Source organism: Nonomuraea sp. KM90 (assembly GCF_052246675.1).
Lineage (GTDB): Bacteria > Actinomycetota > Actinomycetes > Streptosporangiales > Streptosporangiaceae > Nonomuraea.
The window spans coordinates 1-13217 of the sequence record NZ_JBQQCB010000075.1 but is presented as its reverse complement, the minus strand read 5'-3'; the positions used below and the strand labels follow the sequence as shown (position 1 = coordinate 13217).

At 69.8% G+C, this 13217-nt stretch carries 12 protein-coding genes and 1 pseudogene; 9 read left to right on the top strand and 4 right to left on the bottom strand.

Annotated features, from left to right (window positions below):
• Positions 1 to 187: 187 nt before the first annotated feature.
• Positions 188 to 1348: a phospholipase D-like domain-containing protein gene (locus tag ACTWPW_RS43065; protein ID WP_375112097.1), complete on the bottom strand. Its 1161-nt coding sequence runs from the start codon at positions 1346 to 1348 to the stop codon at positions 188 to 190.
• Positions 1349 to 1602: 254 nt separating this feature from the next.
• On the opposite strand from ACTWPW_RS43065, the gene ACTWPW_RS43060 reads away from it, so the two are divergent.
• From ACTWPW_RS43060 to ACTWPW_RS43040, 5 genes are all read left to right on the top strand, one after another.
• The gene (locus ACTWPW_RS43060; protein WP_443172095.1) at positions 1603 to 2403 is read left to right on the top strand and encodes an SDR family oxidoreductase; all 801 of its coding nucleotides are present in this window, start codon (positions 1603 to 1605) and stop codon (positions 2401 to 2403) included.
• A gap of 21 nt (positions 2404 to 2424) precedes the next feature.
• Positions 2425 to 2874, top strand: coding sequence for a group II truncated hemoglobin (locus tag ACTWPW_RS43055; protein ID WP_443172094.1), 450 nt, complete (start codon positions 2425 to 2427; stop codon positions 2872 to 2874).
• A 118-nt stretch (positions 2875 to 2992) separates the two neighbouring features.
• Complete coding sequence (locus ACTWPW_RS43050; RefSeq protein ID WP_443172093.1) at positions 2993 to 4387, top strand: family 2B encapsulin nanocompartment shell protein; 1395 nt, start codon at positions 2993 to 2995, stop codon at positions 4385 to 4387.
• Between the two features lie 27 nt (positions 4388 to 4414).
• Complete coding sequence (locus tag ACTWPW_RS43045; protein ID WP_443172092.1) at positions 4415 to 5581, top strand: family 2 encapsulin nanocompartment cargo protein terpene cyclase; 1167 nt, start codon at positions 4415 to 4417, stop codon at positions 5579 to 5581.
• A 37-nt stretch (positions 5582 to 5618) separates the two neighbouring features.
• Positions 5619 to 6476, top strand: a complete 858-nt coding sequence (locus ACTWPW_RS43040; protein ID WP_364132963.1) for a geranyl diphosphate 2-C-methyltransferase — start codon at positions 5619 to 5621, stop codon at positions 6474 to 6476.
• 129 nt (positions 6477 to 6605) lie between these two features.
• Here ACTWPW_RS43040 and ACTWPW_RS43035 read toward each other — a convergent pair whose 3' ends face one another.
• On the bottom strand, positions 6606 to 7469 hold the full coding sequence (locus ACTWPW_RS43035; protein WP_443172091.1) for an MBL fold metallo-hydrolase: 864 nt from the start codon (positions 7467 to 7469) through the stop codon (positions 6606 to 6608).
• A 358-nt stretch (positions 7470 to 7827) separates the two neighbouring features.
• Here ACTWPW_RS43035 and ACTWPW_RS43030 point away from each other — a divergent pair.
• Positions 7828 to 8378 (top strand): annotated as a pseudogene (locus ACTWPW_RS43030) (GNAT family N-acetyltransferase).
• A 212-nt stretch (positions 8379 to 8590) separates the two neighbouring features.
• A complete protein-coding gene (locus ACTWPW_RS43025) occupies positions 8591 to 9364 on the top strand; it encodes an SDR family oxidoreductase (protein WP_443172090.1) in 774 nt (257 codons plus the stop codon).
• A 619-nt stretch (positions 9365 to 9983) separates the two neighbouring features.
• Here ACTWPW_RS43025 and ACTWPW_RS43020 read toward each other — a convergent pair.
• Positions 9984 to 10568, bottom strand: coding sequence for a GNAT family N-acetyltransferase (locus tag ACTWPW_RS43020; RefSeq protein ID WP_443172089.1), 585 nt, complete (start codon positions 10566 to 10568; stop codon positions 9984 to 9986).
• A 2-nt stretch (positions 10569 to 10570) separates the two neighbouring features.
• Entirely contained in the window at positions 10571 to 11359 is a 789-nt protein-coding gene (locus ACTWPW_RS43015) for a GntR family transcriptional regulator (protein ID WP_443172088.1), read from the bottom strand.
• Positions 11360 to 11550: 191 nt separating this feature from the next.
• On the opposite strand from ACTWPW_RS43015, the gene ACTWPW_RS43010 reads away from it, so the two are divergent.
• On the top strand, positions 11551 to 11706 hold the full coding sequence (locus ACTWPW_RS43010; RefSeq protein WP_443172087.1) for a hypothetical protein: 156 nt from the start codon (positions 11551 to 11553) through the stop codon (positions 11704 to 11706).
• 1014 nt (positions 11707 to 12720) lie between these two features.
• Positions 12721 to 13217 (top strand): class I SAM-dependent methyltransferase (locus ACTWPW_RS43005; RefSeq protein WP_443172086.1); only part of this gene is annotated, 497 nt, incomplete at its 3' end.

Below are 13217 nucleotides of genomic sequence, written 5' to 3'. Positions count from 1 at the left end.
GCAATCTTATGGCCCGGTCATTTCGCGAATCGGGAAAGCGTGTCGAAATCCCGGCCGCCGGAATATCCGGTAAGGCGACGGGCCGTCATGATTGACCGCACGTTTGAAAAGGCGGCCATAAAAGCGTTCTGCTGATGGCGGCGGTGGCCCGGATCGTCCTGGCCGGCGTCCTCCGGGCCACCGCCTTTCAGGCGGCGGTGGCGGCGGCGCGCATGCGGTCGAAGTTGGCCACGTACTGCCGGTAGACGTCCTGGTCGTTCAGCCGCAGCAGCGTCTCGTCGTTGCGGCGCAGCGACGTCTCGTTGTAGTTGTGGCTGCCGGTGAAGACCCAGCGCGCGTCGCGGTCGCCGTCGTAGGAGCCCTCGATCAGCAGGTATTTGGAGTGGACGCGGCCGGGCAGGGCGCTGCCGGAGCCCAGGGCGCGCAGTTCGAGGCGAGGCTGCGCCGCCAGGACGGCCTTCACCTCGTCGTCCATGATCCCGTAGACGATCTGGACCGCGCAGCCGTCGCCCGCCAGGTCGCGCAGCCGCTCGGCGATGGCGATCCGGTAGGTGTCCCACTCGGACATGCCGAGCCTGATCGTCGTGCCGCCCTGGCAGGAGACCTTGTCCAGGTGGTCGACGATCGGGTCGCCGCTCGCCTTGGGGAAGAAGTGCGCGCGCACGCCGCGCGTCTGGACGACGCGGTAGTAGTCCAGGTTCTTCCGCTCGGCGGCCAGGTCGGCGAAGTAGGCGTCGTACGCGGCGTACAGGCGCCTGTTGCCGGGCAGGACGACGGCGTTGTTCCAGTACGTGGTGGAGTTCAGGTCGGTGAGGTTGGCCGACGACTGCACGACCACGTCGGAGGCCCGCCCGGCCCGCGAGAACAGGTAGAACTTGTTGTGCTGCCCCTTGTTCCCGACGCAGGCAGCGGTGCCGCCCGACATCGGCCCGGTGCACACGTGCACCCAGGAGTCGCCGGCGACGTCGGTGCCGAGCCCGGCCGCGAGCTGGGCGGCCACGGCCGCGCCCCGCTGGTCGCCGTCCAGCACGACGCGCACCTTGACGCCGCGCCGGTGAGCCTCGATCAGTGCGGCGGCGAACTCGGTGCCGGCCGTGCCGGACATGACGAAGTGCGCGACCTGGATGCTCGCCCCGGCGGGCGTCTGCCGGACGAGGCCGCAGAGAGTGCGCACGATGGCGGCCGGATCCCCGCCCACCGGCTCGCTGAACACCGCGCCGGTCGCCACGGGGGCGGTGGGTGCGTCAGCGCAGGCGGACGCCTGGGCGGCGGCCGTACCGGTGCCGGCGATCGCGGCGGTGGCCAGGACGGCGCCCGCCGCCAGGGCGGACAGGGACTTGCTCGGCATGCGGCACTCCTCGAACGTTGCGGCCAGCCTTGATCGGTGGTTATGGACTGGTCCGATAAAGATCGTGAAGGAGGCGTCCGCGATCATGATGACGTCTCGCCGACGGCGCGCTGAACGATCGGCGAACATCACCCGGCCCCGGCCGCACCCGTGACAGCGCTGTTTCAAGCGGTCACCGGGGGAAGGTGACGGCTTCAATCGGTCACCGGGGTCAGGTGACGGCGCACGGGAAGCTCGGGCACGCGAGGGGGACCATGAACGACGGATACGACCGGGTGGCGATCGTCACCGGGGCCGACTCCGGCATCGGCAAGGCCACCGCCGTGGCGCTGGCCGAGCAGGGGTTCGACGTCGGGATCACGTACCACACCGACCAGGAGGGGGCGGAGGAGACGGCTCGCCTCGTCCGCGGGCTGGGCCGGGCTCCGGCGGTCCGGGGGCACGACCTGACCGACCCCGTACGGGCCGCGGCCGTGGTGGACGAGCTGGCCGAGGAGCTGGGCGGGCTCGGCGTGCTGGTCAACAACGCGGGCACGGGCAGCCACGAGCCGCTGCTGGAGATGGGCTACGAGCGCTGGCGGTCGGTGCTGGCCGTGGATCTCGACGGCCCGTTCCTGTGCGCGCAGCGGGCGGCCCGGCGCATGGTCGCGGCCGGCCGGGGCGGCCGCGTGGTGAACGTCACCAGCGTCCACGAGGAGTACCCGAAGGTGGGCTCGGGGCCGTACTGCGCGGCCAAGGGCGGGCTGCGCCTGCTCAGCCGGGTCCTGGCGCTGGAGCTGGCCGACCACGGCATCACCGTCAACACGGTGGCGCCGGGCGAGATCGCCACCCCGATGACCGGGCAGGAGGACGTGCCGCCGCAGACGGGCAGCCGGCCCGGCAACCCCATCCCCAGGCCGGGCGACGCCCGCGAGGTGGCCGCCGTGGTGGCCTTCCTCGCCGGGCCCACGGCGTCGTACGTCACGGGGGCGACGGTGTTCGTCGACGGCGGCATGACCCTGATGGGGCCGCAGGGCGCCTCCGCCCTCGGCACCGGCGACTGGCGCGCGATCTAGACCGATGGCAGGGTCGGGGGCATGACCCGGCCCTCGATGTACGAGTACGCGGGCGGCGAGCCGGCCTTCCTGGCGCTCGCCGCCGCCCACCACCGGCGCTGCCTGCTCGACCCCGTGCTGAACCACCCGTTCTCCCGGGGGACGCGTCCCGACCACGTGCGGCGGCTGGCCGGCTACTGGGGCGAGGTGTTCGGCGGTCCCGACCGCTACTCGCGGGCCTCCGACGGCCATTCCGGGATGCTGGAGCTGCACGCGGGCAACGGCATGGAGGAGGACCTGGGCGAGCGTTTCCTGGCCTGTTTCCTGGGGGCGATCGACGACGCCGGGCTGCCCGCGGACCCGGAGCTGCGGGCGAGCCTGCGCGCGTACATGGAGTGGGCCGTCCGGGAGGTGCTGGCCTACTCGCCGCGTGACGCCGAGGTGCCCGCCGGGCTGCCCGTGCCGCGCTGGTCCTGGCAGGGCCACGTATAACCGCAGTGGTAGGTCACCCTTCCGGGGCCGCCAGGATTCCTGTCTGCCAGGAGACTCTACGCACAGTATCCATTTAATTACTTTTAGTAGCGACTGCCTGCCGACCTCCGGAGGAAAGATGCCCGCGGAGCCGACGGAATCCCGGCTGAGCCTGGACACCCGGGCCGCTCGTAACCTGGCCACCACCACCAAGACCCGCCCGCAGATGCAGGCCATCACCTCCCGCTGGCTGCTGCGCATGCTGCCCTGGGTCGACGTGCGGGGCGGGACGTACCGGGTCAACCGCCGGCTGACGCACCGGCCCGGGCGGGGGCGCGTCGGCGTGGCGCGTCACGGGGCGGGCGACGTACGGATCGTCCCGGAGACGCTGACGGAGATCCCCGCGCTGCGCGGCTTCGCGGACGCCGAGGTGCTGGCGGCGCTCGCCGGCACGTTCACCGCACGCGAGCTGCGGCCGGGCGAGATCGTCGCCGAGGCGGGCCGGCCCGTCAACGGGACCTGCGTCATCGCCCACGGCCGCGTCGAGCGCCTGGCCACCGGCAGGTACGGCCACCCCCAGTTCCTCGGCGTCATCGCCGACGGCGACCAGTTCGGCGACGAGGCGTTCGGCGGGCAGGACCCGCGCTGGCCGTGCACCTACCGGACCGCCACCGCCTGCACGATCCTGGTGTCGCCGCGTAACGCGTTCGAGCGGATCTCCGAGCAGTCCCCCGCGCTGCGCGAGCACATCGGCCGCTACCTGGACACCCTGCGCAGGCCGGTCAACCGCCGCGGCGAGGCGGCGGTGGACATCGCGGCCGGGCACTCCGGCGAGCCGGTCATCGGCGGCACGTTCGTGGACTACGACCTGGAGCCGCGCGAATACGAGCTCAGCGTCGCCCAGACCGTCCTGCGCGTCCACACCCGCGTGGCCGACCTCTACAACGACCCGATGAGCCAGATCGAGCAGCAGCTCCGCCTGACCATCCACGAGCTGCGCGAGCGCGAGGAGTGGGAGCTGCTCAACAACCGCGAGTTCGGGCTGCTCCACAACACCGACTACGGCCAGCGCATCTACCCCTGGTCCGGCCCGCCGACCCCAGACGACCTCGACGAGCTGATCAGCATGCGCCGCAAGACGCGGCTGCTGCTGGCCCACCCCAAGGCGATCGCGGCGTTCTTCCGCGAGTGCAACAAGCGCGGCCTGGTCGTGGGCAGCACCGAGGTGAACGGCCACGAGGTGCCGGCCTGGCGGGGCATCCCGATCTTCCCCTGCGGCAAGATCCCCGTCTCGGAGGATCGCACCACCTCGATCCTGGCCCTCCGTACGGGTGAGGACGATCAGGGCGTCGTCGGCCTCCACCAGACGGGCATCCCGGAGGAGTACGAGCCCGGCCTCAACGTGCGGTTCATGGGCATCAACCCGCAGGCCGTGATGTCGTACCTGGTCAGCGCCTACTACTCGGTGGCGATCCTGGTGCCCGACGCGATCGGGATCCTGGAGGACGTCGACGTCGCCGCCCCGCGCTCCTGACCGGCCGATCCTAGGAAGAGGCGCGCCATGCCAGACTTTTCGCCCTTTGATGTCGCCGCCGCGGTGCCGGCCGGTCCGACGGGCCTGGGCTCGTACACGCTGAGCCTCCGCTCGGCGCTCCTGCCGTCCCATCCCCGGTTCGAGGAGGGGGACGGGCACGAGGACGGCGGCCGGCTCCCGTCGGCGGCCGGCGGGAGCCTCGCCCCGCTGGCCTACCACGAGCGCGAATGGGGGGACGGGACGTACCCGCCGCTCTACTGCCCCGAGACGGCCCGGGTGGACGACGCGCTCGGTGCCGAGGTCGACCGGCGGCTGGTGGCGTGGGCGGAGCGGATCGGGTTGCACGAGGGGCGGATAGAGGAGTTCGCCGCCACCGGGTTCGGGCGGCTGGCCATGCTCGCCCACGCCGACACCGACGACCCCGACCAGCTGCTGATCGCGGCGCAGATGAACGCCGCGTGGTGGGCGGCCGACGACTACTACGCCGACGAGACCGACCTCGGCGCCACGCCGACGGAGCTGCCGCCCCGGCTCGCGCTGGTGACCTCGGCCATGGACCCGCCGCCCGACGCGGGCGACTACACCGCTCAGCTGGAGGAGCAGATCCGGGGCGACCCCGTCCTGGTCTCGCTGCGCTCGGCCAGGAGCCACGTGTCCCGCCACGCCACCCCGTCGCAGATCATGCGGATCTGCAACATCACCAGCCAGATGTACGTGAGCTGGGCGGCCTACGCCGCCTGGCGGTACCTGGAGACGCCCCCGCCCGTCTGGCGCTACCTGGCCGCCCGCCAGCACGACAGCTTCTACACCTCCATGACGCTCATCGACATCGTCGGCGGCTACGAGCTGCCCGCCAACCTCTTCGCCGAGCGGCGCTTCCACACCGCGCTCATGCAGGCCGGCACCGCCAGCGTCCTGGTCAACGACCTGCACTCGGCGGCCAAGGAGGCGGCCGACGAGCTGCCCGACTCCAACGTGATCCTGCTCATGGCCGCCGAGGAGGGCTGCTCGACCCGCGAGGCCACCGAGCGCACCGTCCACCTGCACAACGCATTCGTCCGCGGCTTCGAGCAGAGCCAGCGGGCACTGGCCGCCGTGCCCTCCCCCGAGCTCAAGCGCTACCTGCGCGGCGCGCAGGCGTGGATGGGCGGGTGCCTCGAATGGCACGGCAGCACCACCCGATACCAGTCCTGACCACGAACCGACCGCACCTGTAGGAAAGGAACCCGCGGTGACCGTTACCCCGAATGCCGTCCCCGTACTGAGCAGCCTCTACCAGCAGTCTGTCGCCGACTATTGGAACGCCGAGGAGAACCCCGTCAACCTGCGGCTGGGGGAGGTGGACGGCCTCTACCACCACCACTACGGCATCGGCGAGGTGAACTGGTCCGTCCTGGACGCGCCCGCCGAGTCCAGGGAGAAACGCGTCGTCCAGGAGCTGCACCGGCTGGAGTCCGCGCAGGCGGAGGCGCTCCTCGCGCACCTCGGCCCGCTGGGCCCCGACCACCGGGTCATGGACGCCGGCTCGGGCCGCGGCGGCTCCAGCATCCTGGCGAACATGCGCTTCGGGTGCCAGGTGGACGGCGTGTCGATCTCCGAGTCCCAGGTGGCCTTCGCCAACCAGCAGGCCAAGGAGCGGGGGGTGGACGACCGGGTGCGCTTCCACTTCCGCAACATGCTCGACACCGGCTTCCCGACCGGGGCCTTCCAGGCGATCTGGAACAACGAGAGCACGATGTACGTCGAGCTGTCCCTGCTGTTCTCCGAGCACGCCCGGCTGCTGCGGCGGGGCGGCCGCTACGTGTGCATCACCGGCTGCTACAACGACGCCTACGGCCTGCCGTCCCGCGCCATCAGCCAGATCAACGCCCACTACATCTGCGACATCCACTCCCGTAGCACGTACTTCAAGGAGATGGCGGCCAACCGCCTCGTCCCGGTCAGCGTGGTGGACCTGACGGCCGCCACGATCCCGTACTGGGAGCTGCGCGCCAGGACCCACCTGGCCACCGGCATCGAGGAGGCCTTCCTCGACGCCTACAAGAGCGGCAGCTTCCAGTACCTGCTGATCGCCGCCGACCGCGTCTGACGGTCTCCTCCTCGCGCATCGTCCTCGGCCCGGCAGCCGCCGGTCCGGCCATCCTCTCAGCGGGACGAGGACGATCAGGAGCCCCCGTACGCCCGGGCCAGACCCGCTGCGCGAACATCCTGTGGATCTTCAGTACGGGAGCGGCCGCCACGCGAAGCCGTCCCCGCGCCGCTCGACCAGGCCGAGCCCCGGGAACGGCATGTGGTAGGCGTGGACGGGGAGCCGCTCGTCGGCCGCCCACTCCAGGATCCGGCGGCGGCTGGCCACCGACCGCGCGGCGTCGTGGTCCCACGGCGTGCGCCAGGCGGGACGGGCCAGCTGGAGCGGGTCGTAGAAGGTGTCGCCGACGCACAGCAGCCGCTCGCCGCGGGAGCGCAGCAGGATCGCCGTGTGCCCCGGGGTGTGGCCGGCGGCCTCGACGGTGTGGACGTGGGGCAGGATCTCGACGCCGTACTCGACGGGGCGCAGCCGCTCGCCGAAGAGCCTGATCGCCTCCAGCGCCGGGCGGCGCTGCTCCTCGGGGAGCGCCGTGGTGAGGTCCGACCAGAACGCCACCTCGGCGGCGTGCGCGAACGCGACCGCCTCGGGGAACGTCGGCTCACCCGACCAGACGGCGCCCCGGATGTGGTCCTCGTGGAGGTGCGTGAACACGACGGCGACCGGCCCGGACGCGGGGAACCCGGCCTCGGCCAGCCCGTCGCCGAGGCGGCCGACCAGGGGCGTGATGCCCGGGCCGTAGCCGAGGAACCTCCTGCCCAGCCCGGTGTCGATCACCGCCGGACCGGCCGGCGTCTCCACGCACACGCAGTTGTACCCGCACGTCAACGTCGTCCTGCCGGCCCCTTCCCGGGCCACGGCGTCGCTCAGCTCGGCCTCGGGCACCCCGGAACCGGGGGTGAAGAACTCGGCCAGCGGGGGCTCCCAGGGCGGCTCCGGCTGGCCGTCGCTGATCACCGCACAGGACAGATCGCCGACGGAGAAGCGATGAATCACCTGCCACCCACCTCCACGCCCCGACCCTACCGCCGGCCGTCCCACGGACACCGCCCGGAGCGCGGGGACGTGGCGGCGCGCCGACGAGCAGCGAGCACGATCGCCGCAGCGCACCGCTTCGGCGTGCGTTCCTCACCGCCACCGGCGGCTCCCCCCTGACCGGCACCTGACCGTCACGCGCATGCGCACCGCCGAAGGGTGACAGCGCCGGCACCGTGGACGAAGGCCGGCAGCGGACGAGGGAGCTCCGCGCCGATGACGTGCGGAAAAGGCCGGGCCGGGCCGACACCACGGCACCGTGACCCGCCATGAGAGGATCCTTCGCGATATATCCAGACTTTGACCGTGGAGTGTGATGATGTACGCGATCTCCCTCGGCGACGACGGCGCTGAGCTGCGCCCGCTGGAGCCGTGGCTGGCCGGGGAGTTCCTGGCCAACATCGACCGGGGGCGGGAGTTCATCGGGCAGCACATCGCGCTCCCCGACGTGGTGACCGACTTCGAGTCCAGCCGCGCGTTCCTCCAGGCGTACGCGGAGAGGGCGGCGGCCGACAAGGGCGCATCCACGGCATCTGGACGGGCGGCGAGCTGGTCGGCGGGGTCCTCTTCCGTACGATGGACGTCCAGCTGGGCGTCGCCGAGGCGGGCTGCTGGCTGGAGCCGTCGGCCGTGGGCAAGGGCCTCGTCACCAGGGCGATCCGGGTGATCATCGACTGGGCCATCGAGGAGCGCGGCATCCACCGCATCGAGTGGCACGCCTCGTCGGCGAACGAGCCCAGCATCGCCGTGGCCCGGCGGCTCGGGATGACTAAGGACGGCGTGCTGCGGGAGAGCTACCCGTACCGGGGGAAGCGGCTGGACATGGAGGTCTGGTCGGTGCTCGCGCCCGAGTGGCGGGCCGCCAAGTAGGCGTGCCGGCCCGAAGGGCACCCGCGTGGCGGGCCGCCAGGTGGGCGTACCCGCCCGAGGGGCACCCGCGTGGTTGGTGAGCCGCCAGGTAGGCGTGCCCCCGAGGGGCACCCGCGTGGCGAGCGCCAGACCCCGTCGGAGGCGCCCGGCTGGCGGCGGGCCACCGGAAATCGGTTGCCGGGCAAGGCTCGTATCCCCGATGATCTGGCCTTGTGACGACCAGGACCCCCGATGAGAGCCGCCCGCTCGCCCTGGTGACCGGGGTCGGCCGCACCGTCGGGATCGGCGCGGGCATCGCCCGGCGGCTCGCCTCCTCCGGGTGGGACGTCGCCTTCACGTTCTGGGCTCCGTACGATCAGCGCATGGCCTGGGGCCCCGAACCCGGCGCCGCCGACGCCATCGCCGCGGACCTCGCCGAACTCGGCGCCGCCACCGCGGCCGTCGAGGCCGACCTCTCCGACCCCGACGCGCCCACGCTCGTCCTCGACGAGGTCGAACGCCGCCTCGGCGGCGTCACGGCCCTGGTGATGTGTCACTGCGAGTCGGTCGCCTCCGGCCTGCTCGACACCTCCGTCGAGAGCTTCGACCGCCATTTCGCGGTCAACGCGCGTGCCACCTGGCTGCTGATCCGCGAGTACGGCCGGCGCTTCACCGGCGCTCCCGGCACCGGCCGGATCGTCGCCCTCACCAGCGACCACACCGTCGGCAACCTGCCCTACGGGGCCAGCAAGGGCGCCCTGGACCGGATCACCCTCGCCGCCGCACACGAGCTGTCCCACCTCGGCGTCACCGCCAACGTCATCAACCCCGGACCGGTGGACACCGGCTGGATGTCCGGCGAGATACGCGAACAGGCGATCAGCCACACGCCCCTGGGCCGCCTCGGCACTCCCCAGGACACCGCACACCTGGTGGACTTCCTCTGCTCGCCCCAGGGCCAGTGGATCAACGGGCAACTGCTGATGAGCAACGGCGGCCTCGCCTGACCTCCACCCTCCTCGGCCCCGCACAGCCCGCAGCCGCCCTCCTACGTACAGCAGGAGCCAAAATGCAACTTCCCACCGTTACATTCGGGGTAATCGTGCTAGGGGGCATGAATGAGCGCGCGGCGGATGCGGAAAGGCCCTCGAGCGAAGCGCTCGAGGGGATCGCTACACGGAGCCTCCTCGCCTAGTCAGCGCTGTTAATCACGCTACCGTCGAGGTCGGATCGCCAGGGAATCGGACCCGCAGAATGGAGTGTGACTGTCTTCCGTCACGCTCTTGCCATTCTGGTCACCAGCGATATCAACCCATGCCCGGTGAGCGAGAAGCCGCGAATACTGAAGGATGGTGCGCTGCCAAGCTTGTCCAGCCTTGGAGGTGAACGGCCGTAGTCGCTTGTGTTTTTGCAGATCCAGCCATTTGATGAGCGTTGACGCGTCGAGGAAGGTTGCAACGTCGAGCGGTAGAGCGCTCTGTAGTACTGCAGCCACCCCAACCGCACACGGTCTAGTGCCACGAGCACAACCAGCGCGTCGCGCATCGGGCTGGCAGCGGTCGGGAGGATCCCGGACTCCGCCACAGCCACAGCCACGGCCACCGGCATGTGGTGAACGCATCTGGCTCAGAATGGAAGAGCCCGGAACGGGCCGGACTCACGCTGGAACAGAGCTCCAGACCTACTCGACGGTACGCATTCCGTCCGGAGATGGACGAATCCCTGATTCTTGTAGTAGTCGTGGAGCGCCCCATTGCTGCGCCAAGCGTCCAAGCGCAGCCATTTCTTGCCGCCTTCCCATGCCAAGCGTGAGGCCCCGTCGAGCAGAGCGGCCCCTATGCCGTGTCCCGCGATGTCTCGCCGGACTATCATGCGGTGTACGTACAGCGCCGAGCTCGGTTCATCCTGTTCGCGCCAGAAGACGGGGTCGGCTCTCTCGTCTAGCGTGATCGTGGCAATGAATGCGGCGCCCACGCTGACTAGGTGACAGCAGCCGTCATCGATGGATCGGGCAATGTTGCTGAGGACCTTCTCGCGCCGCTCCTCAGCCTCCCCCTCGCCGGGCTGCCATTGGTCGAGCCCCTTGGCCGCCAACCAGTTCTGAGCATGCTCGTAGAGCGCAACCACGACGTCGAGCTCATGCTTGTCAGCCGGCCGCATATTAAAGCCATCGACAGCGAGCGCGTGAGGATCGGAAAGCAGAATCGTCATCACTATCGATCCTCGTCGCTACCGTTGTTGGACTTGGTCCGTTCGTACACGATCACGTGCCGATCACCGGGGAGAACGTTAACCACGACCCGAACCGGCACGCCTTCATCGGTGAGGCCAGTGCAGATGTGGCAGGCAATGGGCGTGCCCGGCGGGAGATCAAGGCGCCTGGCCTCGTCCGGCGTGGGCATGCGGATGTAGATTTCGTCCAGAGCGCGGGTCTGCGGGTAGCCGATCTCGCTCAGCACTTGGTTAACACCGCGCGCCACGTCCTCGGGACGCATGATCTCGGTGTCCTTGACCAGATTCAGCCGGTAGTAGCTGTCGTTGGTATGGAAAGGCTCATCGTCCAGATAACGGGTCCGCTTCCGTACCACCACGAGCTCGTCTGGGGCGAGATTGAGCCGCTTGCGGACTTCTGCGGGCGGAGCTTCGATGGCGACATCGATCGTCTGCCGAGGCGACCGTCCCTCGGTCGAATGCTCCATGAGGAAACGGTCCATCTCCGGTGAAGCCGGCTGTTCGCGAAACTCTGCCTGCGGCCGGTAGAACATGGGACGCCGGTCTCGTACGAAGTAGCCGCGTGGAGGGCGCGGAACCACGAGCCCCTCGTTGACGAGCGCTGTCATAGCTTGCCGGATTGTGTTGCGGGCCACACCGTATCGCTCGGTGAGCTCGACCTCGGTCGGAAGTTGCTCACCCGCCGAGAAGGTGCCGTCGACCACCTGAGCGCGGAGCTCATCGGCGATCTGCTGCCAGATCGGCTGTCGGCCCTGCCTGGCGATCGACATTCGAATCCCCCTCGAGCTTTGTATATACAGTACAGACATAGCCTTGACTTTGTCTACACAGCACTTCAGAATGCTCATTGTATAGACAGTACAGATCGTGGGTACCGACCAGCCAAACACCTCGACACTGGGCATCCTCAGGCAGACCGTTCACAAGATGGCTCTCGGAGCACGATCGGAGAGGGAGAAACGTGTCCGACGAACGCGGCTTCCAGCCTGAAGATCAGGAGCATCAGCGCAAGGTGGCGAGGTATCACCTGATCTTGGCCTCCTCCACCACAGGCCTGCTGCTTCTCAACACAGTCGAGTTAGCGCTGCGGCTCGTGGGCTGGACAGGCCTCGCCTAGCACCGCGCAAGCATAGAAAGGGACCGTGCCAATCTCACATCTTCGGCCAGCCACGCAGACAGCTGGCCGAAGATACCTTGTCAAGATTTTCGAGCTCGGTGCGCCGCCCGCTTAGGAAGAACCGCTGCCCCTGGCCGCTCGGCGTGCATCGGGAGAACTGGGCGGGCATCATCACTCCGGTGAAGATGGGAGCCACCGTCGCCGTGGAATTCGCCACGACATACGGGCAGCACCGCGTTCCCGAAGCGGTCGACGAGCCGATCCGCGCTCCCCGAAGGTTGCGAGCGCCGATCGGCTCGGGTTGCCAGTCGCCCTCGCGAGGCGCGCGCCTGAGCCGGGAGACGTTTCTCGCGGACCTCACCGCAGATCACACGCTTCACCCGCTCCATCGCATCCAAGCAGTGGAGGAACTCCGCTTGGTCGACGAAACAACCGGGGGCAATGCTCTCCGTTGACAGGCTTGCCGATGAGGGGGAGTTTCCCAAGCGCTCGAGAACTCTCCCACCGTTCGCTCAGTGCCCTCCCCATCGGCGTGCTCGGGCAGGGCACTGGATCGCCCTGCTTCGGTAGAGACCCAGCGCGATGCATGATCAGGCCCGTAGGACTGGCTTCCCGATGACATAGCTGCTCTCCCACCTGGGCTGGAGACATGCACGGAATGATCTTAAACAGTCCTCACGTCGCGTCGACTATTTGCCCGGCTCAAGGCGCCTAAGTAGACGGAGCAGCCTCCACGTCCGCATCGGCCACCCCCGCGACTGGCACCACCCTCGCATAGACCGTCCCTGTGGCGGGGGACCATCCCCCTCATGGGCCGCCCAATCGAGCGTCACCGCCTCTGTCGCCCCCCAAAGCACCCTCCCCGGGGACGACTCCCATAGACCCCGCTCATCCCACACTCCTTGTGGACTGGTACGAGCGACCGAAGCTACCGCCTCCTCCTGAGACGCCTGTATCGGCGCGGAACGGTACTGCGGCGTTGACGAGTGGGCAGGTGCCCACTATGGTGGGCGCATGCCCACTTCATGGCCTTCAGAGAACGAGCCGCATCGGCACCGGCAGGTGGCCGAGTCGTTCGGCACGGACGCCGACCGCTACGACCGGGCCCGGCCCCGCTACCCCGACGCCCTCATCGAGCGGATCGTCGCCGCCAGCCCCGGGCCCGACGTGCTCGACGTCGGGTGCGGCACTGGCATCGCCGCCCGCCAGTTCCAGGCCGCCGGCTGCCGGGTGCTCGGGGTCGAGCCCGACGCGCGGATGGTCGAGGTGGCCAGGCGGCAGGGGCTGGAGGTCGACGTGGCGACGTTCGAGGACTGGGATCCGGCCGGCCGGTCGTTCGACACGGCCATCGCCGCGACGGCCTGGCACTGGGTCGACCCGGTCGCCGGAGCGGCCAAGGCCGCCCAGGCGCTGCGGCCCGGCGGCCGGTTCGCGGCGTTCTGGAACGCCTTCGAATTTCCGCCCGCCCTGGGGGAGGTCACCGCGGAGGTCTGCCGGCGGGTGATCCCGGA

Excerpts from the sequence above, each read along its gene's own strand:
- ACTWPW_RS43065 (WP_375112097.1), bottom strand. The coding sequence starts at position 1,348 with ATGCCGAGCAAGTCCCTGTCCGCCCTGGCGGCGGGCGCCGTCCTGGCC.
- ACTWPW_RS43060 (WP_443172095.1), top strand. The coding sequence starts at position 1,603 with ATGAACGACGGATACGACCGGGTGGCGATCGTCACCGGGGCCGACTCC.
- ACTWPW_RS43055 (WP_443172094.1), top strand. The coding sequence starts at position 2,425 with ATGACCCGGCCCTCGATGTACGAGTACGCGGGCGGCGAGCCGGCCTTC.
- ACTWPW_RS43050 (WP_443172093.1), top strand. The coding sequence starts at position 2,993 with ATGCCCGCGGAGCCGACGGAATCCCGGCTGAGCCTGGACACCCGGGCC.
- ACTWPW_RS43045 (WP_443172092.1), top strand. The coding sequence starts at position 4,415 with ATGCCAGACTTTTCGCCCTTTGATGTCGCCGCCGCGGTGCCGGCCGGT.
- ACTWPW_RS43020 (WP_443172089.1), bottom strand. The coding sequence starts at position 10,568 with ATGACGATTCTGCTTTCCGATCCTCACGCGCTCGCTGTCGATGGCTTT.
- ACTWPW_RS43015 (WP_443172088.1), bottom strand. The coding sequence starts at position 11,359 with ATGTCGATCGCCAGGCAGGGCCGACAGCCGATCTGGCAGCAGATCGCC.